Annotated in this window: 21 protein-coding genes; 8 read left to right on the top strand and 13 right to left on the bottom strand. The window is 70.0% G+C overall.

Annotated features, from left to right (window positions below; genetic code table 11):
* Window positions 1–34 precede the first annotated feature (34 nt).
* The 11 genes from ASG87_RS19885 to ASG87_RS05980 form a co-directional block, all read right to left on the bottom strand.
* Window positions 35–1,534, bottom strand: a complete 1,500-nt coding sequence (locus tag ASG87_RS19885) for a hypothetical protein (RefSeq protein ID WP_235499578.1) — start codon at window positions 1,532–1,534, stop codon at window positions 35–37.
* Between the two features lie 103 nt (window positions 1,535–1,637).
* Entirely contained in the window at window positions 1,638–2,075 is a 438-nt protein-coding gene (locus ASG87_RS06020) for a hypothetical protein (protein ID WP_056002333.1), read from the bottom strand.
* Window positions 2,076–2,380: 305 nt separating this feature from the next.
* A complete protein-coding gene (locus tag ASG87_RS20570) occupies window positions 2,381–2,563 on the bottom strand; it encodes a hypothetical protein (RefSeq protein WP_200949006.1) in 183 nt (60 codons plus the stop codon).
* Between the two features lie 155 nt (window positions 2,564–2,718).
* Window positions 2,719–4,194, bottom strand: coding sequence for an anthranilate synthase component I (trpE, locus tag ASG87_RS06015; RefSeq protein WP_056002330.1), 1,476 nt, complete (start codon window positions 4,192–4,194; stop codon window positions 2,719–2,721).
* A 219-nt stretch (window positions 4,195–4,413) separates the two neighbouring features.
* Entirely contained in the window at window positions 4,414–6,441 is a 2,028-nt protein-coding gene (locus tag ASG87_RS06010; protein ID WP_056002327.1) for an ATP-binding protein, read from the bottom strand.
* Between the two features lie 24 nt (window positions 6,442–6,465).
* Window positions 6,466–7,059, bottom strand: a complete 594-nt coding sequence (locus tag ASG87_RS06005) for a hypothetical protein (protein WP_056002325.1) — start codon at window positions 7,057–7,059, stop codon at window positions 6,466–6,468.
* A complete protein-coding gene (pdsR, locus tag ASG87_RS06000) occupies window positions 7,047–7,736 on the bottom strand; it encodes a proteobacterial dedicated sortase system response regulator (protein WP_056002323.1) in 690 nt (229 codons plus the stop codon). Before pdsR ends, ASG87_RS06005 begins: the two co-directional genes overlap by 13 nt.
* A 440-nt stretch (window positions 7,737–8,176) precedes the next feature.
* Window positions 8,177–9,169, bottom strand: a complete 993-nt coding sequence (locus ASG87_RS05995; protein WP_157510905.1) for a hypothetical protein — start codon at window positions 9,167–9,169, stop codon at window positions 8,177–8,179.
* Window positions 9,170–9,313: 144 nt separating this feature from the next.
* Window positions 9,314–9,982 carry a ribulose-phosphate 3-epimerase gene (rpe, locus tag ASG87_RS05990; RefSeq protein WP_056002317.1) on the bottom strand — a complete coding sequence of 223 codons (669 nt, stop codon included), beginning with the start codon at window positions 9,980–9,982 and terminating at the stop codon, window positions 9,314–9,316.
* Between the two features lie 91 nt (window positions 9,983–10,073).
* Window positions 10,074–10,883, bottom strand: a complete 810-nt coding sequence (gene djlA / locus ASG87_RS05985; RefSeq protein ID WP_056002314.1) for a co-chaperone DjlA — start codon at window positions 10,881–10,883, stop codon at window positions 10,074–10,076.
* Entirely contained in the window at window positions 10,880–11,197 is a 318-nt protein-coding gene (locus ASG87_RS05980; RefSeq protein WP_056002312.1) for a c-type cytochrome, read from the bottom strand. Before ASG87_RS05980 ends, djlA begins: the two co-directional genes overlap by 4 nt.
* 101 nt (window positions 11,198–11,298) lie before the next feature.
* Between ASG87_RS05980 and ASG87_RS05975 the strand changes: the two genes are divergently transcribed.
* From ASG87_RS05975 to ASG87_RS05955, 5 genes are all read left to right on the top strand, one after another.
* Complete coding sequence (locus ASG87_RS05975; RefSeq protein WP_056002309.1) at window positions 11,299–12,195, top strand: phosphoribosylaminoimidazolesuccinocarboxamide synthase; 897 nt, start codon at window positions 11,299–11,301, stop codon at window positions 12,193–12,195.
* Complete coding sequence (locus ASG87_RS05970; protein WP_056002305.1) at window positions 12,195–12,527, top strand: multidrug efflux SMR transporter; 333 nt, start codon at window positions 12,195–12,197, stop codon at window positions 12,525–12,527. Before ASG87_RS05975 ends, ASG87_RS05970 begins: the two co-directional genes overlap by 1 nt.
* A gap of 28 nt (window positions 12,528–12,555) precedes the next feature.
* Window positions 12,556–13,026 (top strand): Mpo1-like protein, encoded by a 471-nt coding sequence (locus ASG87_RS05965; RefSeq protein WP_056002302.1) that lies wholly within the window; start codon window positions 12,556–12,558, stop codon window positions 13,024–13,026.
* Window positions 13,023–13,433 carry a hypothetical protein gene (locus ASG87_RS05960; protein WP_056002299.1) on the top strand — a complete coding sequence of 137 codons (411 nt, stop codon included), beginning with the start codon at window positions 13,023–13,025 and terminating at the stop codon, window positions 13,431–13,433. Before ASG87_RS05965 ends, ASG87_RS05960 begins: the two co-directional genes overlap by 4 nt.
* A gap of 70 nt (window positions 13,434–13,503) precedes the next feature.
* A complete protein-coding gene (locus ASG87_RS05955) occupies window positions 13,504–14,847 on the top strand; it encodes a hypothetical protein (RefSeq protein WP_082582775.1) in 1,344 nt (447 codons plus the stop codon).
* 132 nt (window positions 14,848–14,979) lie between these two features.
* Here the strand turns inward: ASG87_RS05955 and ASG87_RS05950 are convergent, their stop codons facing one another.
* Window positions 14,980–17,127: a hypothetical protein gene (locus ASG87_RS05950; protein WP_056002297.1), complete on the bottom strand. Its 2,148-nt coding sequence runs from the start codon at window positions 17,125–17,127 to the stop codon at window positions 14,980–14,982.
* Window positions 17,128–17,203: 76 nt separating this feature from the next.
* Window positions 17,204–18,535, bottom strand: a complete 1,332-nt coding sequence (locus tag ASG87_RS05945; RefSeq protein ID WP_056002294.1) for an amino acid permease — start codon at window positions 18,533–18,535, stop codon at window positions 17,204–17,206.
* Between the two features lie 120 nt (window positions 18,536–18,655).
* Here ASG87_RS05945 and ASG87_RS05940 point away from each other — a divergent pair, with 120 nt between their 5' ends.
* The 3 genes from ASG87_RS05940 to dinB all read left to right on the top strand — a co-directional run bounded on the left by ASG87_RS05940 (window position 18,656) and on the right by dinB (window position 21,938).
* Window positions 18,656–19,609 (top strand): UPF0104 family protein, encoded by a 954-nt coding sequence (locus ASG87_RS05940; RefSeq protein WP_056002291.1) that lies wholly within the window; start codon window positions 18,656–18,658, stop codon window positions 19,607–19,609.
* Between the two features lie 811 nt (window positions 19,610–20,420).
* Window positions 20,421–20,765, top strand: coding sequence for an antibiotic biosynthesis monooxygenase (locus ASG87_RS05935; RefSeq protein WP_056002288.1), 345 nt, complete (start codon window positions 20,421–20,423; stop codon window positions 20,763–20,765).
* 84 nt (window positions 20,766–20,849) lie between these two features.
* Window positions 20,850–21,938: a DNA polymerase IV gene (dinB, locus tag ASG87_RS05930; RefSeq protein WP_082582774.1), complete on the top strand. Its 1,089-nt coding sequence runs from the start codon at window positions 20,850–20,852 to the stop codon at window positions 21,936–21,938.
* Window positions 21,939–22,425: the final 487 nt, after the last annotated feature.

Raw genomic sequence — 22,425 nt, 5'->3', positions numbered from 1 at the left:
GGCGCGCGGTCGCAGCGCCTGCGATGCGGGGCGGTCATTCCCCGTCCAGGTGGAAGGGAATTTCGTAGACGTCGGATCGCCCGCGCTGCGCCTCCGACCGCTTGCCGGAGAACAGCAGCACGCCCGGCCGCCGCGGATCGATCGCCGGCCCCATCGCCCAGCCACCGGCGGCATTGACGCTCTCGCCGATCCGGCGCGGCGCGTGGTAACCGCCATCCTTGCCGCGCAGCGCGAACCACAGCTCGCTCGGGTCCTTGTCGACGTCGGCGGCATGCGTATAGACCAGGCCGCGACCGCCGGCGACGAAGGTGGCGTCGAACTCGTCCTGCGCGGTGTTCACCTCGCCCGGCAGCGGCACGGCCGGCTGCCAGGCGCCGTCGCGCCACGTGCTGAGGAACAGGTCGTGCCTGCCACGACCGCCGCGGCCGTCGGTGGCGAACAGCAGTTGGCTGCCGTCCGGCGAGGGCGGCGGCGCCCATTCGTCGCCGGCCGAGTTGATCGCCGGCCCGGCGTTGCGCGGCGTGCCGAAGCGCGCCGTGCGCGGATCGAAATCCACGCTCCAGATATCGTCGCCGCCCTGGCCGCCGGGACGGTCGGAGAAGAACCACACGGTGTGGCCGTCGGCGCCGAAGGCGGGATCGAACTCGTGCGCCGGCGTGTCGAACGGCACCGGCTGCGGCGCGCTCCACTGGCCGCCGCGGCGGCGGATCATCCAGATGTCCCAGCCGCCCGGCCCGCCCGGGCGGTCGACGCTGCCCCAGAGCACCGTGTCGCCATCGGGGCTGACCGCGACGCGAACCTCGGAGTATTGCGTCGATACGCGATCGGGCTGGTACAGCGTCGCCGGCCCGTCGAACGACAGCGGCGAAGCCGTCTGCGCTACGGGCGAAAACGCCAGCACCTGGTCGGTATAGGTCTCGACCACGGCGCTGAAGGGGCGATTGTTCGCGTCGAACAGCAGCGCGCGGTGGCGCAGTACCTCGTGCGGTATCGCTAGCGCGCCGCCATTGGCCGGCACCGGTGCGGCCCGCATCTCCCAGCCCGCCGGCAATGGCGACCACAACAGCTCGGCGTCCAGCGTCTTGCGGCGGAAATGCAGCGGCAGCACCACCTTGCCGAACGGCGTGTCGGTGTCGTCGAGCGTGCGGTTCATCGCCGCGGTCAGCCGCGCCGGCAGATACCAGTTGTCCGCCTCGGACAGCACATGATCGCCGCAGGCCAACTGCACGCGGCGATACTTCACCGGCTCGTCCGCACCGATCATCAGCCGCGCGCGCAGGTCCGGCGGCAACGGCTTGGCCTGCCCGCGCACGCGACGCGCCACCACCTTCGCCGGCGCGGCCATGCCATGCGCGCCGCACCATCGCTCCAGCGTCAGCGTGGCGCTGTCGTGGCTGAGCAGGTCGGCGTTGAGGGTCTGCAGCAGCGCCAGCGCCCTCAGGCGCTGGCCGAAATCGTCCACTCCGACCGGAGTCGCCCTGTCCGCCGCCATGGCAGGCAAGGACAGCATGAACAGGGTCAAGGCCAATCGCACGGTGATCCTCGTCGCCATCCGCAACAACGGCGGGAAGCGTAACCGATCCGCAAGCGACAAGCCCCGGCGTGGCCGGGGCTCAAGCCATGCCTCAAGGCAATAGTCACCTTGTGCGATACGCCCTCACGAACACGCCCATGTCATCGAACTCGATCTTGTTCTCGCGCAGCCAGAAGATCGCCGTGCAATTGTCGCTGTCGAGCAGGAACACCTTTCCCGGCAGTTCTGCATCTTCGCGGGTCGCCCCCGCGTTGGCGCGCAACTCCACGGCACTATCCACTTCCCGCAGCCTGAACCCCTTGTAGGCCGTACATCGGTTCCCGTCGAAGTCGATGCCATGGGTCGTGATCTCCATGAGCTTGCCCAGCAACTCCTTGGCATGAGGTATTCCGCCGCCCTCGGTTGCGTAGCCGACGACCTCAGTCACCATCCATCGCCCTTCGAAATCCTTCTTCGTCGGGGATGCGGCCGGGGATGACTGCTGGGCCAGGCAGGCTCCCGAGAAAGCCCAAAGTGCGACGACAATCTTCTTGCCGAACATCAGGGCTCCCCCTGGGAGAACGGTGCCGACTCACGGTTGCGACGATTGACCAGTCCGCGACTGAGCCTCGCGGCTTCAGTGGCATGCCCGTGCCTGTCCCTCGGAGTGACCATGACGTTGCTTCTCATGCGCCGGGCCACGGCGGCGGTCTCCCGTATTCGCCGGATCCAGCGCATGCCGGGTGTTGGTGGAGTTATAGGCGAACGATACAGCAGCATCGAATTGGGCTTGGGTGAGTGCCCGCCGGGTCACCGTCGCACGCACGATACGCTCGGCCTCCCTTACGCGCGCAGACAATAACGCGTTCACTTGCTCGGGAAGAACGGCGCGCCGTAACTCCTCCGGAGTGCAAGGCCCATAGTGTGCATGCGTTCCGACACCCAGGTGCAGTTGTTTCCGGTGTCGTCGTAATAATGCATCACGACACCTTCATTCGTACGAAGCGCCGCGTAACCCGCAGCACTGAGGCGCATGTTTTCGTTTGCCATGGACAACATCCTGTCGTCAAAAGGGTTGCCGAGTTTCGGCACCCCTTTCTTCCAGCGTCAAGCCAGGGAAATGGGTACTGTGAAGTAGCCGGGGAAAATGCCTGGCAGCACTCTCAACCCATCACTCGCAGACAATCATTGGCTCGTGGGCACGGTTACAACCCCTTCGCCGCCTGCGCCACCGCACGGAACAGCGCGCGGCCTTTATTCATGGTCTCCTCCCACTCGGCGGCGGGGTCGGAGTCGTAGACGATGCCGGCGCCGGCCTGCACGTGCAGGCGGCCGTCCTGGATCACCGCGGTGCGGATCGCGATGGCGGTGTCGGCGTCGCCCCACCAGCCGATCCAGCCGATCGCGCCGGCGTAGATGTTGCGCTTGTACGGCTCCAGCTCCTGGATGATTTCCAGCGCACGGATCTTCGGCGCGCCGCTGAGCGTGCCGGCCGGGAAGGTGGCCTTGAGCACGTCCATGTAGCCGAGGCCCGGCTTCGCGGTGCCCTGCACCTGCGACACGATGTGCATCACGTGCGAGTAGCGCTCCACCACGAAGGATTCGCTCACCTCCACGCTGCCGGTCTCGCTGATCCGGCCGATGTCGTTGCGGCCCAGGTCGATCAGCATGACGTGCTCGGCGCGCTCCTTCGGGTCGGCCAGCAGCTCGGCCTCCAGCGCCTTGTCCTCCTCCTCGGTGGCGCCGCGCTTGCGCGTGCCGGCCAGCGGGCGCACCAGCACCTTGCCGTCCTTGAGCCGCGCCAGGATCTCCGGCGAGGAACCGACGATCTGGGTCCCGCCGAGATCGACGAAGTACATGTACGGCGACGGGTTCAGCGCGCGCAGCGCGCGGTAGACATCCACCGGCCGCGCATTGAAGCCCACGCTGAGGCGCTGCGACGGCACCACCTGGAAGATGTCGCCGGCGCGGATGTACTCCTTCGCGCGCTCGACCATCGCCTCGAATTCTTCCCGGGTGAACGACGACTTGAAGTCGCCCTCGTCCAGCGCGGTGGACTGGGTGAGCTGCGGGTACGAGGCACCGCCCTGGCGAAGCCGATAGACCAGCGCGTCGAGCCGGCGCTGCGCCTCGGCGTATGCCTGCGGCTGCGCCGGGTCGGCATGCACGATCAGGTACAGGCGGCCCTTGAGGTTGTCGAACACCGCGACCTCTTCGGCCAGCATCAGCAGCACGTCGGGCGTGCCCAGTTCGTCGGGGCGGTCCCACTGCGCCAGCCGCGGCTCGATGTAGCCGATCGTCTCGAAGCCGAAATAGCCGACCAGGCCGCCGCTGAACGCGGGCAGTTGCGGCAGCCGCGGCACGTCGTACTGCGCGCGCAGCTTCTCGATCTCGCCGAGCGGGTCGTCGAGATGGCGGCGCTCGACGACCTCGCCCGAATCCTCCACTTCCAGCTCGTGGCCGCGCAGGCGGTACACGCGCCGGGCCGGCAGGCCGATGATCGAATAGCGTCCCCAGGTGGCGCCGCCCTCGACCGACTCGAACAGGAAGGTGTACGGGCCGTCGGCCAGCTTCAGGTACACCGACAGCGGCGTGTCGAGGTCGGAGAACACCTCGCGCACCAGCGGGATGCGCGTATGCCCTTGCGCGACCAGCGCGTCGAACTCGTCTCGGGAAATCACGTGGGGAATCCGGATGGCCAAACGGAGGAGCGGCCATTGTAGGGGCAGCGACGGAAAACCGGGCGAGGTCCGGCGTTTCCGCGTTGCGCGGCATCGCGCCAATGGCGGCACGGACGCCGCAAACGCCGTCCGCAGTCCCCCGAGATACGGTACGAACCCGGCATGAAATGCGCGGCAGCTTCCGGCTGGCCGCGATGGCATCCAGCCCCGAAACGGGCCTCAGGCCAGCCGCTGGCGCGGCATGTGGTGCAGCAGCAGGCTGAAGGCCACGCCGCTGCCGTCGTCGAGATTGCGCGCGGCGGCCACGCCGCCGTGGCGCTCGGCCACCAGCCGCACCACGTACAGGCCCAGGCCCAGGTGCGGCGCGTCGCCGGGGGTGGCCTTGTCGCGCAGGCTCACCAGCGAATCGAACAGCCGTCCCTGCATCGCCGCCGGCAGCGGCGGGCCCTGGTTGGCCAGCTCGATGGTGGCGCCCCGGGCCTCCGGCCGCAGGCTCAGGCGCAGCCAGCCGTCGGCCGGGGTGAACGACAGGGCGTTGTCGAACAGCTTGTCCAACGCCTGCGCCACCAGTTCCGGCGCGCAATGCATGCGCAGCGGCGCGGCGGGCAGCTCGCACTCGATCCGGCGCGACCCGGCCAGCGGGCGGTACGCCTCGGCGCAGCCGCGCACCACTTCGCGCAGGTCGACGTCCTCCGGCTCGGCGGCGGCGATCGCGCGCTCCATCCGGCTCGCCTCGCTCATCGCGCGCACCAGGGTGCCGAGCCGCGCGACGCCGTCGTGCGCGCGGGCCAGGTAGGGGCGCACTTCTTCCGGCAGCGGGCGGCTGGCCTGCAGCGCGTGCTCCAGGTTGTCGAGCGAGGACTTCACGATCGCCAGCGGCGTGTTCAGCTCGTGCGACAGCTTGGAGGCGAGCGTGCGCAGGTAGTCGGTATAGCCGCCGACCACCTCGAACAGGCGTTCGAAGCTGCGCGCGAGGTCGCCCAGCTCGTCCTCGGCCGCGGTCATCGGGAAGCGGCCCTTGTCGAACAGCCCGTCCAGGCGCCCGTCGTTGAGCTGCGCGCGCTCGGCCGCGTCGCGCAGCCGCCCCAGCCGCAGGCTGAGCCGCGTGGCGAACGCGAGCAGGATGCCGCCGGCGACCAGCAGCACGCCGAAACTCGTCAGCAGCAGGCCGAGCAGGGCGCGATTGGCCAGCAGCGGCACCGCGCGGCTGGCCTGCTCCAGCAGCAATACGCCGCGCACTTCGCCCGGCGGACCGACCGGCACGGCCGCGGCCAGCACCACGCTGCCGCGCGCCTCGCCGTCGCGCCATACCGTCGCCGGCTCGCCGGCGGCGGCCCGGCGGATCTCCGGCAGGTCCAGCCGCGGCGCATCCTGGGTCCACAGCTCGGCCGGCTCCAGCCGGTTCGCCAGCAGCGAGCGGTAGACCAGCGAGGCGAACCAGCCGGGCTGGGCGCCGCCGGCGACCGCCGCGCCCAGCCGGCCGCTCTGCGCCAGCAGCCAGCCCTGCGGCGCCAGCAGCCGCGCCTGCACGCCGTCCGGCGCCAGTTGCACCAGCTCCGTGGCCAGGCGGCCCGAGTAGTGCCACAGCGGCCGGCTGTCGGCGGCCAGCGGATCGCCGCCGGCCGCCGCGTCGTAGATGCCCAGGCCGAGCCGGTCCAGCGGCAGGTCGCGCGGCAGGCGCAGCTCGACCCGGTAGCCGCTGCCGTCTTCCTGCCATTGCGCGGGGAGCTGCGCCGGCAGGCCGTCGACCGGCGGGTCGATCAGGCGCGCCATGAACGGCCCCGGCGCCGCGCTGGCCAGCAGGTAACGCTGGTGGCGGCCGTCCCGCTCCAGGCGCAGGATCAGGTGGTCGGCGCGCAGGGCGTCGGCGTCCGCCGCATCGGCGCGGCTGCGGCGGGCGCTGCGCACCTGCGCGTAGAGGTAGCGCCAGTCGGCGTCCTCGGCCAGCAGCAGCTTGCCGTTCGCGCCCAACGGCTGGCTCCACGGCGTCAGCGGCGCCCAGTCGTCGCCGTAGCCGTCGACGGTGATCGGATTCAGCGCCTGCTGCACGTACCAGCCCTGCGCGCCCACCGGCAGCGCCGCGCCGGTCACCACCAGGCTGCGCGCCACCGCGCCGGCCGAGGCCACCAGCGCCTGCTCCTGGCCCTCGCGCAGCAGCAGTTCCATCTGTCGCACGTACAGCCAGCCGGCCACCGGCAGGGCCAGCGTGCACAGCGCAACCAGCAGCAACTTGTGGCGCAATGTCACCGATGCAGGCCCACGGCTGGACGCTCAGCCGCCATGCACGGGCGGAGCTGGCCCGCGTGCATAGCGCGAAGCCACCACCACCCGCATGAAGTCGTCGAGCAGCGCGCGCCGCTGCGGATCGTCGTGCGCCAGCGCCATCGACCAGCTCAGGCGCACGCCCGTGGCCTGGCCCGGGTCGCAGAACGCGACCACGTCATCGATGCGGTCGGTGCCCTGGTAGACGGCCACCTCGCACTGCATGGCGCGATGGCGCAGCGGGAAATCGCCCGCCTTCGCCGCCGGGTCGCGCTGCAGGAAACGCTTGCGGTCGGCTTCGAGTTCGGCGGCCAGGGTCGGCAGCTTGCGCGGCCACACGTTGAGCACCATCACCCGCTGCGGTTCGCCGGTCCATTCGCCCCGGTAGAGCACCGCATCGACGCCGATCGCGCGCGCGTAGAGGCAGCAGTCGCGCGTCCAGCCGGCCGGCGTGGCGGCGTCGATCGTCCAGGCCGGTACGGCACCGTCGCCCGCGCCGCGGGCCAGCGGCCCGGCCGCCGCCGGCCCGTCCGCGGCCTGCGCCGAAACGCAGAACGCGAGCCATGCGCATGCCAGCCACAGACAATGCCTCACGGCTTCCACCGGTAGCCCACGCCGTGCACCGTCTCGATCGCGTCGAACTCCGGCGCCACCGCGATGAATTTCTTGCGGATGCGCTTGATGTGCGAGGTGATGGTGGCGTCGTCCACCACCAGCTCCGCCTCGCGCATCAACTGGTCGCGGTTCTTCACGTGGCCGGGGAAGCGCACCAGGGTGTGCACCATCCAGAACTCGGTGACGGTGAGCGGGATCTCGGCATCGTTCCAGGTGATGCGCATGCGCTCGGATTCGAGCTTGAGCGGGCCGTGCTCGATCACCGTCTCGCTCGACGCCGGCGCCTTCAGCGACTCGATGCGGCGGAACAGCGCGGCGATCCGCGCGGCCAACTGGTGCAGGCTGGTGTCCTTGCTGAGGTAGTCGTCGGCGCCCAGGCGCAGGCCGGAGATCACGTCGAAGTCCGAGTCGCGCGCGGTGAGGAAGATGATCGGCAGGGTGGCCGACTTCGCGCGCAGCTCGCGGCACAGGTCGAAGCCGCCCTCCGGCTCGTCGCCGAGGCCGATGTCGATGATCACCAGTTCCGGCAGCTTCATGGCGAACGCGGTGGACGCCTCCTGCCGCGAACCGTAGCCGCGCGTGTCGTAGCCGAAGCGGTTCAGCGCCTCGACGTAGTTGGCGCGGATCAGCGGTTCGTCCTCGACGATGGCAATGCTGCGGCCCATGGCTGGCTCCCTGTTGGATGGTGCGCAGGGTGCTATGCGCGTCCGCGGCGCGCAAGCCGCGCGCCGCAGGTGCCCGCGTTTTGCCCGATCAGGCCCGCGCTTCGCCCGTCCGGCGTCGCTGCGCGCGCCCGGCCGGGCGGTTCCATGGAGCCATTCCTCGGAGGCAGCCATGATCGACACCGCCAAGCCCGATCCCAATGCCGAACTGCACCACTTCGAGCCCTTGCGCGTGGTACTGGCGCTGGGCGCCCTGCTGCTGGGACTGGTCGCCTGCTTCCATTGAAGCAGGCCATATCGCCGGTTCGGCCATCCCGTTTGCCGTGGAAGCACCGTCGCGCAGGGAAGCGCGACGGGTGCCGCTACCGGTCATGGATTCCCGCGAGGCCCTCCGTTGGCCGATCGTTCCTTCCCCCTCCCTGGCGAGGGGATTTTTTTGCCGGTTATCGCTTGCCGCCATCCTGCCTTGCCGGGCTGGCGACCGGCAACAGCGGACCGACGGTGACCTGGCCTTCCAGGCCGTCGAACAGCCTGCCTGCATAGCTGTCCAGGCGATGGATCACGGTGGTTGCCTCCATGCCGCCGGGGCAGCCGCTCGAGAGCTGGAGCGACGATAGCGGCTGACTGATCTTCGGGCTGGGGAGTGGCGCGATGGTGCGCGACGTCAGGCCGGCAATGCAGGTACGGCGGCCGGACGTCGCGCCGTCGAGCAGTTGCGCGCGTTCGTTCCGGAAGCGTCGTTCGGCGCGTCTCGCGGCGCGTGCGTCGCCGTAGGTGGGCAGCATTTCCTTCCATAGGGCGTTGGCCTTCGCCTGCTCGGCCGGCGAGGCCTGCTCCCAGGCCGAACGCAGCACCGCCTGGTAACTGGGATCATGGCGCTCCCGCGCCAAACCGAGCCAGGCCAGGCCCCGCGGCCGGTCCTGCGCGACGATGTCGCCCTTGAAGTAGCCCACGCCCAGCGTGAACTGCGCCGGCTTGCTGCCCCAGGTGGCGGCCAGCTTGAGCATTTCCACGCCGCTCGCATCCCGATGGTTGGCCAGGTCGCGGGCACCGACGCAGTAGTAGTACACGCCGGGGAGGAAACGCTCCAGCCCGGGGAAGCATTCGAGCTTGCCGAGCTCTTCCAGGCTGACGCCGCTCCCGGCGGCCTGGTCCGGCTGGCCCGTGGCCGTACTTGCCTGCGCGCCTGCAAGCGCGGCGGATCCCAGCACGAAGGCAACCGCCATCATCCGTCTCTTCATCGCCTGTATCTCCTTCACAGAACCCCGCCCTCCCGGATGGACGAAGCGTACCCCTTTATGACGCGCCGATCGAAAAATTCTGCTCCGATCGCGGAACCAACCGGCAGCGGGCCGGTCCACCTTGGTGGCGGGCGTCCATTGCCGTGGAACACCGCCGCTGCCGACGTTCCTGGCAGCGGTGGAAACGCCTGCCATGGTGGTCTCCTCACGCGTCATCCGACGACGCTTATCCCGGCGCAGCCTGCTGCGCCGGGATCTTCTTGTACCATCGACCGGAGCAGCGGCGGAACGGGACGGGCGGCATGGCCGTCGAGGCGCCGCCTCGCGGGCCGCAACGGCTCAGGCCAGGTTCTGCCGCATGCGCTGGATCGCCTCGCGGTAATCCGGGGCGCCGAAGATCGCCGAGCCGGCCACGAAGGTGTCGGCGCCGGCGGCGGCGATCTCGCCGATGTTGGCGATGCCGACGCCACCGTCCACTTCAAGCCGGATCGCGCGTCCGCTCTCGTCGATGCGCCGGCGCACCTCGCGCAGCTTGTTGAGCGCCTCGGGAATGAACTTCTGCCCGCCGAAGCCGGGGTTGACCGACATGATCAGCACCAGGTCGAGCTTGTCGAGCACGTGGTCGAGCCAGTTCAGCGGCGTGGCGGGATTGAACACCAGCCCGGCCTGGCAGCCCGCGTCCTTGATCAGGCCGATGGTACGGTCGACGTGCTCGCTCGCCTCCGGGTGGAAGCTGATCAGGCTGGCGCCGGCCTTGGCGAAGTCCGGCGCGATGCGGTCGACCGGCCTGACCATCAGGTGCACGTCGATCGGCGCGCTGATGCCGTAGTCGCGCAGCGCCTCGAGCACCATCGGGCCCATGGTGAGGTTGGGCACGTAGTGGTTGTCCATCACGTCGAAGTGCACCCAGTCGCCGCCGGCCGCGAGCACCCTGGCGGTGTCTTCGCCCAGCCGCGCGAAGTCGGCGGAGAGGATGGAGGGGGCGATGACGGGCGGCTGCTTGCTCATGGGGTCGGGATTCGGGATTCGGGATTCGGGATTCGGGAAGCGTAACACCCGCCGATTCCCTATTCCCGATCATCCACGTCCTGGATGCGGCCTACTTGAAGCCGCGCTCGGACTTGATCCGCTCGTAGGCCGCATTGATCTCGCTGGCGCGCGCCTCGGCGCGCTTGCGCATGTCTTCCGGCAGGTCGCCCAGGCGGTCGGGGTGGTGTTCGGAAATCAGCTTGCGATAGGCGCGCTTCACCGCGCGGTCGTCCACGCTGCGCTGGATGCCGAGCACGGCGTAAGGGTCCGGACCCTGCGTATTGCGCTGCGGCGGCACATAGCCGCCACCGGAGCCATGGCCGCGCCCGCGGCTGCCGCCGCCTGTGGCGTTCCAGGCGTAGCCCTTCATCGCCATCAGCGCCATCAGCTCCATGTCGCTGATGCGCAGCGCGAAGGCGAGCTGGCGCAGCAGGGCCATCTTTTCCGGCGGCGGGTTGCCCTCGGCCAGTACGGTCTCGATCACCACGTCGAGCACCGGGAAGGCATGGTCGCGGCGCAGGCCGACCCATCGGCGCAGGCCTTCGATCGCCGGCGTCACGTCGAACTCGGGCTGCTTGCCGCTGTTGAAGCTGGCCACCGCCTGCTTGCGCTGCTCGGCGTCCAGGCCCATCCGCGTCATCAGCCGCTCGGCGATCGCGATTTCCGCCTCGGACACGCGGCCGTCGGACTTCGCCACCGCGCCGAGCAGGGCGAACAGCGGGCCGATGAATCCGCCCACCTCGGGCGTGGCGCGGTAGCGCTGGCTCTGGCGCAGGCTGTCGATGACGAAGCCGACGATGCCGCCGACGATCGCGCCGGGCAGGCCATGGCCGAGGATCAGGCCGAAGAAGGCCAGCATCAGGGTCCAGGAGAAATTCATGGCGCGGCCTGCGGCGCCTGCGCGCTGTACCAGCGGGCCAGCGCGTCCAGGTCGGCGTCGGAGACCGGTCCGATCGCCGCACGCATCAGCGGCGCGTTGCGGCGGCCGTCGCGGTACTGCTTCAGCGCCTCGCGTAGGTAGTCCAGCTTCTGGCCCGCCAGGTTCGGCGCGCCCGGGACCTGCGCCTGGCCGGTCTCCCCATGGCAGGCCGCGCACAGGCCCAGCCGCGCCGGCCTGGCCGGTACGTCGGCCGGTGCGGCGGCGAGAGCTGGCAGGCTGGCGGCCAGAAGTGCCGCGATCAGTACGGTTCGCATCGGCAACACATGGGGCTAAAGGTCGGGGATTCTAGCAGCGCGCCCGGCCGCGCGCCGGCAGCCGCTACAATAGGCCGCTCCCCATCCGCGGAACCGCCGTCGTGCCGACCACCCTGCTGCAATCGAACCTTCCCGGCCTCGAACTGATCCATCGCGGCAAGGTGCGCGACGTCTACGCGCTGCCCGGCAACCGCCTGCTGATCGTGGCGACCGACCGCCTGTCCGCCTTCGACGTGGTGCTGCCCGATCCGATCCCCGGCAAGGGCGAGATGCTCACGCAGATCTCCAACTTCTGGTTCGACAAGACCGCGCACCTGGTGCCCAACCACCTTCTGCACACGCCGCTGGACGAGGTGCTGCCGGCCGGCACCGAGCTGGCGCTGTACGCCAGGCGCGCGGTGGTGACGAAGCGGCTGAAGCCGGTGCCGGTGGAGGCGATCGCGCGCGGCTACCTGATCGGCTCCGGCTGGAAGGACTACCGGCGCAGCGGCGCGGTATGCGGGATCGCCCTGCCGGCCGGCCTGCAGCAGGCCCAGCAGCTGCCCGAGCCGATCTTCACGCCCTCGACCAAGGCCGCGGTGGGCGACCACGACGAGAACGTCAGCTTCGACGCGGTGGTGGCCGCCGTCGGCAGCGAGCTGGCCAACCAGGTGCGCGACGCCACCCTGGCGATCTACCGCTGGGCGGCGGCCTATGCGGCCGAACGCGGCATCATCCTGGCCGACACCAAGCTCGAGTTCGGCACCGACGAGGACGGCAGGCTGTACGTGATGGACGAGATGCTCACGCCGGACTCCTCGCGCTACTGGCCGGCCGACGGCTACCGCGTCGGCATCAGCCCGCCCAGCTACGACAAGCAGTTCGTGCGCGACTACCTGGAGACGCTGGACTGGAACAAGACCGCGCCCGGCCCGCACGTGCCGGCCGAGGTGATCGCCGGCACCGCCGCGAAATACGCCGAGGCGCTGCAGAAGCTGGCCGGCATCCGGCTGGACTGATGGACGCCCGGCTCACGCTCGCCGTCGCGATCGTCGCCGAGGTGATCGGCACCAGCGCGCTGAAGGCGTCCGCGGGCTTCAGCCGGCCCTGGCCCAGCCTGGTGGTGCTGGCCGGCTACGGCACCGCGTTCTATTTCCTCAGCCTCGCGTTGCGGCAGATCCCGGTCGGCGTAGCCTATGCGGTGTGGTCCGGCGCCGGCACCGTGCTGATCGCGCTGGTCGGCGTGGCGCTGTTCCGCCAGAAGATCGACCTGGCAGGCATGCTCGGCATCGCACTGATCGTCGCCGGCGTGCTGGTGCTCAACCTGCTATCCAAATCGAGTGCCCATTGACGGCACGCCACGACCGGGGAGTTCATCGATGCGTACCATGCAAAGCTGGCTCGACAGCTACAGCGCCGACCATCAGAACCCGACCAACCAGCGCCTGCACTGGATCTGCGTGCCGCCGATCGTGTGGACCGTGATCGCGCTGCTGTGGACCGTGCCGGTGCCCGCGGCCTACGCGCGGCCTGGCGCCTGGGCGGTGCTGGCGATGTTCCTCGCCTTCGTGTGGTACTGGAAGCACTCGCGCCGGCTCGGCATCGCGCTGCTGCTCGCCTTTGCCGTGCTGGCGCTGTTCACCGCCTTCCTGTTCGAGCGGCTGGGCGCGGCGAACCTGCGCTGGCTGGCGCTGGCGGTGTTCGTGCTCGCCTGGATCGGGCAGTTCGTCGGGCACAAGTACGAAGGGCGCAAGCCCAGCTTCCTCACCGACCTCTCCTACCTGCTGATCGGCCCGGCATGGCTGATGGAAAAGCTGCTGCGCAAACTGGGATTCAAAGCACTCGCATGACCACCTTCCTCACCCTGCTCAGCAGCCTGCTCTGGTGGGTGCTGTACAGCTCGATCTTCGCGCTGTTCTTCGCCCTGATCGCCTACGCCATGCTGCGCTGGACCGAGCGCAGCAACGTGGTGTTCAACCGCGTCTACCTCGCCTGCCTGCTGTGGACCATGGCCGGCCTGCTGCTGGTGGCCGGCGTGGCGATGCACGAGGGCCACGTGAAGCCGCCGTACGCGCCACTGCTGGCCTCCGGCACGCTGCGCTTCGCGCTGGTGCTGGACATGCTGGTCGGCGCGTTCCTGCTGTGGCGGCTGATCCCGCGCGTCGACGCGCGGCGGATCCGCCCGACCAGCGCCTGCATGGCGGTGGCCGCGGTGATGGCGATAGCGTTCGGCGTGGCGACCAGCCTGGCGACCTGAACGGCCCGCGCCTGTCTCCAGGCGCGAGACGGGTGCACGCTATACCTCCGGCCCGCTTCCGGAACCACGCATGAGCCTGCGCAGCCTGTTCATCGACTTCAACAGCTACTTCGCCTCGGTCGAGCAGCACGAGGCGCCGGAACTGCGCGGGCGGCCGGTGGGCGTGGCGCCGGTGGAGGCGGAGACCACCAGCCTGATCGCCGCCAGCTACGAGGCCAAGGCCTTCGGCGTGGGCACCGGCACGCAGGTGCGCGAGGCGCGCCGGCTGTGCCCCGGCATCGCCATCGTCACCGCCCGGCCCGAGCGCTACGTGGCCTGGCACAACACGCTGAAGGAAGCGATCGACCACGCCATCCCGATCGACCACGTCGGCTCCATCGACGAGATGGCCTGCGAGCTGGTCGGCCGCCAGCGCCGCCGCGAAGAGGCCGAGCGGATCGCGCGGCAGGTCAAGGCGGAGATCGCGCGCGCCGCGCCCGGCGGCGCGATCCGCTGCTCGATCGGCATCGCGCCCAATCCTTTCCTGGCCAAGACCGCCTCGGACATGGTCAAACCCGACGGGCTCACCGTGATCGAGCAGGCCGACCTGCCGCATGCCCTGCACGGCCTGGCGCTGCGCGACCTGTGCGGCATCGGCGCCTCGATGGAAGCGCGCCTGCACGACGAGGACATCGACACGGTGGCCGAACTCACCGCCGCGTCCAAGCTGACCCTGCGCCGCGCCTGGGGCGGCATCGAGGGCGAGCGCATGTGGGGTCTGCTGCGCGGCGCCTGGCTGCCCGCCGCGCCCACCGAGCGCGGCTCGCTCGGCCACTCGCACGTGCTGGGGCCGGAACTGCGCACGCCCGACGGCGCGCTCGCCGTGCTCAAGAAGCTGCTGGTGAAGGCGGCGATGCGGTTGCGCCGCGACGGCCTGCTGGCCGGCGCGATGGCCGTGCGCATCCGCTTCATCGGCGTCGAGCGGCGCTGGGAAGGCGACCTGGCCTTCGATCCCACCGACGACAGCCGCGAGCTGCTGCACCTGCTCAACCTGGCGCTGGACCGCGAGCGCCGCCCCGGACAGGCCCTGCCCGGCCGCGCGCGCGCCGTGCCGCTGTCGGTGAGCGTCACCCTGCACCGCCTGGCCGAGCACGGCCAGACTAGCGGCTCGCTGTTCGCGCCGGATATCGCGCAGCGCCCGGTGGATGCGGTGGTCGACCGGATCAACGCCAAGTTCGGCCTCAACAAGGTCTACTTCGCCGGGATGCAGGCGGCGCTGGCGCACGACGCCGCACCGATGCGCATCCCGTTCAACCGCATTCCCGACGCCGGCGAAAGCGAGGCCGAAGGCAATGCGCTGTGGCTGCAGAGCATCAACCGGTTCAAGGCGATGGCGGAAGGCGAGCACCGCCGGCGCGAGCGCAAGCCGCGCTGACGCTTGCCGGCGACGTCGTCGGGGCCGGCTTCCGGCGCCGGCGGCAGGTTTCGCACCGCGCCTGCGGGCAGCGTCCATCCGGGCGTCTTCTGCTCGGGCTGCGCTTCGCCGCATTACCGCGGGCATGCGCCGTCACGGCTTCCGCAGGGCCTGCGCATTTGCCGCGCGCACGGCCTCGACGAAGCTGCCGAACGGAAGGTCGGTGATGCCGACCAGGCCGACATGGCTGTTCTCGCCATCGAGCAGGCGCCCGCTCACCGGCTGGTCGGCGTACTCGAACCAGTGCGCGCCGACGATGGCCGGATCGCCGGCCGCCGCCGCGACGAAGCGCGCGTAGGCCTCGCCGCGCTGCGCCTCGTTCCATACCGATACCACGCCCTTGCCGAACGGACCGCGGTCGTCGGAGCCGAAATGGAATTCGCTCACCAGCACCGGCTTGTCCAGCGCATGCAGCGCCGCCAGGTCGATGCCGTGCTGCGGCAGGTCGGCGTAGACGTTGAAGCTGACCACGTCGCAATACCGCGCGCAGGCGGCGACGGCTTCGGGCGTGTTCACCGCGAAGCGCCCGCCGAGGAACAGGTGGTGCGGATCGTGCCGGCGGATCGCCTCCGCCACCGTGCGGAAGTAGGCGTCGGCATACCGGCGCAGCCAGGCGCCGTAGTCCGCCGCGATCGCCGGATGCGCCTCGTCCGGCGCCGGTGCGGCGAACCCGGTGGCCTCCAGCGCCTGCCAGTCGCCCAGCGCGATGCCCCAGGCCGAGCCGAGTTTTTCCGGCGCCCCGTATTGCTTCCTCAGCATCGCGATGAACGCCTGCTTGGCCGCGCTGCGCGGCTCGCCGCGCAGGGTGCCCTGCGCCAGCGCCCAGCGTCCCTGCGGGCCGGCGCCGGCCCAGGCCAGCTCATTGTCGGCGAAATAGCCGAGCAGCCAGGGGTCGTCCCGCACGCCCTGCGCCGCCTTGGCCGCCGCAGCTTCGGCGGCCTGGGCGAAGCGCGGGTCGAACGGGTCGGGCATGCGGCCCCAGTAGTCGTAGCCGGTGGCGACGTTGCCGTAGTCGCCGGCGATGTTGATCGAGCGGGTGAATGCCATGCGGTGCGCCCGGGCGACGGCTTCGTCGCTCCAGTTGCCGATGGTGTTGAAGCCCCAGGCCCGCAGGCGCTCCAGCGTGCGGGCGCGCCAGGCCGGTTGCCAGCCGTCGCCGTCGAGGCGCCGCAGGTTGGCCGCGTAGAAATCGAACCAGCGGCCGTGGTCGTAGCCGAGGCCGGCGTTCGCGCCGACGTCGCCATTGCGACTGTCGCCCACGCCGTAGAACCCGGCCCACGGGCCGCTGGCCGGCGGCAGGTCCTTAAACATCCATTCGCGGCCCTCGACGTAGCTGCGTCCGCCGTCCGAAGTCGCCGCATTGACGCCGAGCGAGAAGAACGGATGGCCGTCCGGCGTGACCAGTTGCCAGCGGCCGGCCGATTTTTGCGTGTGGAACCAGCCCGTCCGCTCCAGCGCCTGGCCGTCCATACGTCCGCCGTAGGCGTCCAGGCCGGCCGGCGCCTGCGTCGCCAGGCCGGCCTGGGCGCGGGCCTGAGCCCTGCGCAGGGCTTCGTCGCCATCGATCTTTTCCGGCCATTGCCCGCGCGTGTACTGGCCGTAGCGGTCGACGATGCCGGCATAGGCGGCGTGCAGCGTGGGCGTGCCGGGCACGACGGCGAGCCGGCCGAAACGCAGGGTCTGCACCGCCTGCGGCGCCGGCACGCTGAAACGGATCGCGCCCACCCGGCGCGGGTCCAGCCCGCCCTCCACCGTGGTCGCCAGCACGCGGGAGCCGCCTTCCGCCGCGAACGGCATCGGCGGGCCGGCCTGCATGCCGAAGGCGCGCGGCGAGGTGGCATGCAGCGGGATCGCCAGCGTCTGCGCCGGCCCCGGCGGCAGGCCCACCGTGGCGTGCAGGCGCTGTCCATGCGCTATGCCGTCGATATCGATGCCGAGCGTCACCGCCCAGGGCATCGCGTTCCGTACCTGCACGTGCAGTTCGCCCTGCCCCGACCAGTCCCAGCCACCCTTCGCCGGTTCGACGCCCAGTTGCGGCAAGGCGGACGGCTGGAAGGCATAGCCCTGCAGCGTGGCGCCCTCCCGCGTCGCCTCCGCCGCGCCGCTGCGCTGCACGTGATCGAGCGTGACGCGCGTACCGTCCGCCGGATGGGCCAGGTCGGCCTGCCACGCGCCGTCGCCGGCCTTGCAGGCACCCAGCGCCAGCAGGCAGCACATCCAGGCGAAGGCGATTCGTTTCATGGCGGCCGGGCCCTCGGCGAAAGGGCTCCAGTATGCCGCCGGCCGCTGAAGCCCGGCTTGCCGCCGGGCAGGCCCCTCAGACCATGTTCTGCCGCTCCAGCCAGCGCCAGCCGTAGTAGGCCGGCACGCCGAGCGCGATGATCAGCAGGCTCATGCCGGCATCGCCCGGGTTGTGGATCGCGGTGGCGACGATCACGCCCAGCACCGTGCACACGAAGACCAGCGGCAGCCACGGGTAGAACGGCACCCGGTACGGCGAGGGCTGGTCGGCCAGGTAGCGGCGATACCAGAACAGCGTGGCGATGCCGAAGGCATGCGCCAGCCATTCGCCCACCGTGGTGTAGTCGAGCAACTGGCCGAAGCTGCCCGACAGGGTCAGCACGATCGCCCACACGCCCAGCGTGGCCAGCGCCACCTGCGGCGCGCGGCTGCGCGACTCGATGCGTCCCACCGCGCTGAAGAACATGCCGTCGGCCCCCATCGTCTGCAGCACGCGCGCGCCGCCGGCGATCGCGATGTTGCAGTAGCCGAAGGTGGAGCAGGCGATGCCGAGTGCGATCAGGGTGGAGCCCTTGGCGCCGAACAGGCGCTGCATCAGGTCCGCGGCCGGCGCATGGCTGCTCGACAGGCCGTCATGGCCGAGCCCGGCGAGGTAGGCGAAGTTGACCAGCACGTAGCAGACCATCACCCCGAGCATGCCCAGCCCCAGCGCGCGCGGCAGCGTGCGCTGGGGCTCGCGCACCTCGCCGGCCAGATCGTTGAGGTAGTGGAAGCCGCCGTAGGTGAACAGCACCGGCAGCAGCGCGCCGAACAGCGCGCCCGGCGGCACCGTGCGCACGGTGTCCGGGGTCAGCGCCAGGCCGAGGTGGCCGCGCGCCAGCACCAGGCCGACCACCACCAGCAGCGCGATCGCCGCCAGCTTCAGCACGGTGAAGATGTTCTGCATCCAGGCGCCGGCGCGGATGCCGAACAGGTTCACCCCGACGATGAAGCCGATCGCGCCCACCGCCACCGGCTTGACGAAGATCGCCGGCAGGCCGATCGCGGAGCAGAAGTAGTCGGCGAACGTGGTGGCTACCGCCGCCACGCTGCCGGGGTAGTTGATCAGCGCCATCGTCCAGCCGAACAGGAACGCCGGCAGCTTGCCGAACGCCTCGCGCAGGTAGATGTAGGTGCCGCCGGCCTGCGGGCGCCTTGCGCCCAGCTCGGCGTAGCACAGCACGCCGGCCAGCGTGAGCAGGCCGCCGATCGCCCACAGCGCGAGCAGTTGCGTCCCCGAGGTCGTGCGTTCGGCGATGGTGGACGGCGTGCGGAAGATGCCCGCGCCGATCACGCCGCCGATCACGATCATGGCGGCGTCCCAGGTGCCGAGGCGGCGCAGGTACGAGCTGGAAGAATCGGCGGACATGGAAAGGGGGGGCTTCCTCGCGACGGATCGGTGAACGATAGCGTGACTGGAGGCGCACGGTCACCGCCATGACGATGAACACTCGCCAGGCACGCGGAATCCGTCGTATGTTCGGCCGCCATGAAGCCCCATCCCCCGCGTTCCGAACCCGGCACTTCCACGCACCCGTGGCGCGCCGTGTCGTGGCTGCTCTCGGCAGGCACGCTGGCGCTGGCCGCCTGGCTGCTGCATCGCTACCTGGGCGACCTGCGCTGGCGCGACGTGACGGCATCGCTGGCGCAGATGCCGCGCACGCGGATCGCCATGGCGCTGGCCGCCACCGCCACGAGCCTGGCGATGCTGGCGACTTTCGACGTGCTGGCGACGCGCAGCGCGCTGCCCGGCCGCGTTCCGGTTGCGCTTGCCGCCTTCGCCGGCGCTCTCGCCCATGCGATTTCCAACACGCTCGGTTTCCATGCCGTCACGGCCAACGCGACGCGCTACCGCATCTATGCCACCGTCGGCCTCGGCGTGGGCGACGTCGCGCGCATCGCCAGCCTCGCCAGCCTCGGCGTCGGCTTCGGCTACGCCGTGCTCGGCGTGATCGGGCTGTGCCTGGAACCTTCCTTCGCCCACGGCTGGGGCCGGCTGGCCGGGGCGGCGCTGCTGGCCCTGCTGGTGCTCCTGCTGGCCTGGCTCGCGCGGCAGCCGCGCACGCTGCGGTTGCGCGGGTGGACGCTCGCGCTGCCCGGCGCGTCGATGGCCTCGACGCAGTTGCTGGTCGGCGGCATCGAGATGAGCGCCGCGATCGGCGCCATGTACGTGCTGCTGCCGCCGTCGGTGGCGCCGGGCTTCGTCGATTTCGTGCCGATCTACCTGGCCGCCGTGCTGGCCGGCATCGTCAGCCACGCGCCCGGTGGGCTGGGCATCTTCGAGGCGATCCTGTTGAGTGGCTTTCCTTCCGGCGACCGCGCCGAGGTGCTGGCCGCGCTGCTTTGCTACCGGGTGATCTACTACCTCGTGCCGTTCGTCCTCGGTATCGGCGCGCTGGCGGCCTTCGAGGCGCACCGGCGCCTGGCGGCCGGCACGGACTGAAGTCCCCACACCGGCCTGCCGCATGCAGGCGCTCAGTGCAGGAGACCGGCCAGCCGGCACAACGCCGGCTCGATGCGCCGGCTGCCGATCATGCCGAACCGAAACAGAGCGTGCTCAACCGCACACCACCGAAGAATGTAGCGATCCAGCACCTCGACCCGGACTTCGCTTCCGGCACCCGCTCGGCCAGTACGCGGCTCTGCCCCCGCAGGCGCCGTGTTACCGCCAGATGGATTCCCTCTCTGCGGGAAAGATTCGCCAGCGGCCGTCGTCGTGCCGTGCCAACGCCTAGAGCGGCATCTGGCACCACTCCTTACTCTCCCTGTAGACATGACGCATCCGGCGCACGTGGCGCACCGGGTAGTTCGCGGTGGTGAAGGCGGCCAGGGCACCCTGCGCCATCGGCGGACCCTGCCGTCGCAATCGCTCGCGACTGATCGCCGCACCGGCTATCGGTTCAACTCATCCCTTGCCGTCTGTTTCGCCGGCAAGCGAAATGTCCATGCCAGCAGAGACCTAAAGTGACTCCCATCCCACCGGGTCGCCTCCTCATGCTCATCGCCAGTCCTGTCCATAGCCGCTCCGTCGGGCAAATAGCGTGGAAAGCACGGGGCCCCGAAGCATCGGGGCAACGACCATCCATTGCTGCGCCGGCAGTTCACGGAAACGCCGCGCCGATACCTGGCCTGCCGCTCACTGCTCCAAGAACCGGCACGAATTCCGCGCGGACCGGTATGAGGTTGCCTGATCCATGCCTTGGGCGGCGCTTTGTCCGAAGCGTCACCGGCAAACAGGCAACATGGCCTGTCGCATGATCGCCGTGATCTTCGAGGTCGTACCGGCCGCCGGCATGCAGCCCGCCTATCTCGACCTGGCCGCCGCGCTGCGGGCGGAGCTGGACGCCATCGACGGTTTCGTGTCGATCGAGCGATTCGAGAGCCTGTCCCACCCCGGCAAGCTGCTGTCGCTCTCGTTCTGGCGCGACGAGGCCGCGGTCCGCCAATGGCGCGAACTCGATGCGCACCGCCGGGTGCAGCGGGCCGGGTGTGGCGGCCTGTTCGCCGACTATCGGCTGCGCGTCGCCACGATCGACCGCGACTACGGCCTGCTTGAACGCACCCAGGCACCGGCCGATTCCCGCCAGGCGCTCGAATAGCTTCGCGGCAAGCCATTCTCTTGCCGGGCAACGGCAGGCCCGACGCGACTAGAATCGCGATAGTCCCCGACACCACACCCTTTCGTGCCGCCGATTCCGCGCAAGATCCTGCATGTCGACATGGATGCGTTCTACGCATCGGTGGAGCAACGCGACGATCCCTCCCTGCGCGGCCGGCCAGTGGTGGTGGCCTGGCGCGGGGCGCGCTCCGTGGTGTGCGCGGCAAGCTACGAAGCCCGAGTCTTCGGCGTACGTTCCGCCATGCCCGCGTCGCGGGCCGAACGGCTATGTCCTCAGGCCATCTTCGTGCCGCCGGACTTCACGCGCTACAAGGCGGTGTCGCGGCAGGTACGCGAGATATTCGCCAGGCACACCGACCTGATCGAACCGCTGTCCCTGGACGAAGCCTACCTCGACGTCACCACGACCCTCAGCAAGCTCCCTTCGGCGACCGCAACCGCCGAAGCCATCCGCCAGGCGATCCGCGAGGAAACCCGGCTCACCGCATCGGCCGGCGTCGCGCCGAACAAGTTCCTGGCCAAGATCGCCTCGGACTGGAACAAGCCCAACGGGCTTTTCGTGATACGGCCGCAGCAGGTCGAGGCGTTTCTCGCGCCGCTCGCGGTCAACCGTCTTCCCGGCGTGGGCAGGGTGATGGAAGCGAAGCTCGCGGCGCTCGACATACGGACCGTCGGCGACCTGCGCGTCCGCCCATTGTCGGAACTGGAACAGCGCTTCGGACGCTGGGGCCGGCGCCTGCACGAGCTTTCGGCCGGCATAGACGAACACGTCGTGCAGCCGGATCGCCCGACCCTGCAGGTGTCGGCCGAAGACACCTTCGAGCACGACCTCACGCTGGACGAACTCGAACCGCACATCCGTCGCCTGGCGGAAAAGACCTGGGCGGCCCACCAGCGCGAAAGCGAAGGAGAGCACGGCCGCGTCGCGCGCACCGTCGTCCTGAAGCTGAAGACGTCCGACTTCCATACGCTGACCCGCAGCCTGACGCCGGCATTGCGTCCCTCGTCGGCACGGCAACTGGCCGATATCGCCTGCGCATTGCGGGAACGCGTCGACCGGCCTGTCGATGTCCGCTACCGCCTCGTAGGCGTGGGACTTGCCGGCTTCGTCGACCGGGACAGCTATTTCGCCCAAAGTGATCTGTTCGACTAGGTGAAGCGTTCCAGAAAAGCTGCCTTGGGTCGGCGCTGCTCGACAGTTTGCGAAGCGGGCAGTTCAAGGCATTGCTTCGCATTCTCGAACCATAGGCACGTGAGGCCATTGGGCACGGCGCTGTTCATCCGCCCGGCGACGTCTAGGAGACTGTTCACGATCTATCGGTGGTTCCAGCTGCCTGTTCATCATTCCTGCGAGGCGCTTTTCAACAGCCGAAGGGCTGGTCAAGCAGGACAAAAGCGAGCCTTGCGAGCGTTGAACAGCCGAAGGCTCGCCCCGAAGGGGGAGCGCAGCGAGTCATCCAGTGACTTGGTGCACCAAAGATCAACGACGCTGGATCCCAGCTCTTGCCCCCTTTTCGGGGTTCGCTGGGATGACGTTTCAGGGGGATACCTGCAGATCGGGAACGTGGGCGAGGGAGGGCCGGCGACTGCGGACGGATGATGCCACGTCAGGAGGGGAGGAACGGACAGGCAACCCACCT

This window comes from Frateuria sp. Soil773 (assembly GCF_001428405.1).
In the GTDB taxonomy this organism is placed as follows: Bacteria; Pseudomonadota; Gammaproteobacteria; order Xanthomonadales; family Rhodanobacteraceae; genus LMSL01.
Note: the sequence above shows the minus strand (reverse complement) of the source record. Positions and strands in the feature narration are given on the sequence as shown.

What these genes read in the sequence shown, in the direction of transcription:
- ASG87_RS06020 (WP_056002333.1), bottom strand. Translation starts at nt 2,075, where the DNA reads ATGTTCGGCAAGAAGATTGTCGTCGCACTTTGGGCTTTCTCGGGAGCC.
- ASG87_RS20570 (WP_200949006.1), bottom strand. Translation starts at nt 2,563, where the DNA reads ATGGCAAACGAAAACATGCGCCTCAGTGCTGCGGGTTACGCGGCGCTT.
- pdsR (WP_056002323.1), bottom strand. Translation starts at nt 7,736, where the DNA reads ATGGGCCGCAGCATTGCCATCGTCGAGGACGAACCGCTGATCCGCGCC.
- ASG87_RS05995 (WP_157510905.1), bottom strand. Translation starts at nt 9,169, where the DNA reads ATGGCAGGCGTTTCCACCGCTGCCAGGAACGTCGGCAGCGGCGGTGTT.
- rpe (WP_056002317.1), bottom strand. Translation starts at nt 9,982, where the DNA reads ATGAGCAAGCAGCCGCCCGTCATCGCCCCCTCCATCCTCTCCGCCGAC.
- djlA (WP_056002314.1), bottom strand. Translation starts at nt 10,883, where the DNA reads ATGAATTTCTCCTGGACCCTGATGCTGGCCTTCTTCGGCCTGATCCTC.
- ASG87_RS05980 (WP_056002312.1), bottom strand. Translation starts at nt 11,197, where the DNA reads ATGCGAACCGTACTGATCGCGGCACTTCTGGCCGCCAGCCTGCCAGCT.
- ASG87_RS05970 (WP_056002305.1), top strand. Translation starts at nt 12,195, where the DNA reads ATGGACGCCCGGCTCACGCTCGCCGTCGCGATCGTCGCCGAGGTGATC.
- ASG87_RS05965 (WP_056002302.1), top strand. Translation starts at nt 12,556, where the DNA reads ATGCGTACCATGCAAAGCTGGCTCGACAGCTACAGCGCCGACCATCAG.
- ASG87_RS05960 (WP_056002299.1), top strand. Translation starts at nt 13,023, where the DNA reads ATGACCACCTTCCTCACCCTGCTCAGCAGCCTGCTCTGGTGGGTGCTG.
- ASG87_RS05955 (WP_082582775.1), top strand. Translation starts at nt 13,504, where the DNA reads ATGAGCCTGCGCAGCCTGTTCATCGACTTCAACAGCTACTTCGCCTCG.
- ASG87_RS05950 (WP_056002297.1), bottom strand. Translation starts at nt 17,127, where the DNA reads ATGAAACGAATCGCCTTCGCCTGGATGTGCTGCCTGCTGGCGCTGGGT.
- ASG87_RS05945 (WP_056002294.1), bottom strand. Translation starts at nt 18,535, where the DNA reads ATGTCCGCCGATTCTTCCAGCTCGTACCTGCGCCGCCTCGGCACCTGG.
- ASG87_RS05940 (WP_056002291.1), top strand. Translation starts at nt 18,656, where the DNA reads ATGAAGCCCCATCCCCCGCGTTCCGAACCCGGCACTTCCACGCACCCG.
- ASG87_RS05935 (WP_056002288.1), top strand. Translation starts at nt 20,421, where the DNA reads ATGATCGCCGTGATCTTCGAGGTCGTACCGGCCGCCGGCATGCAGCCC.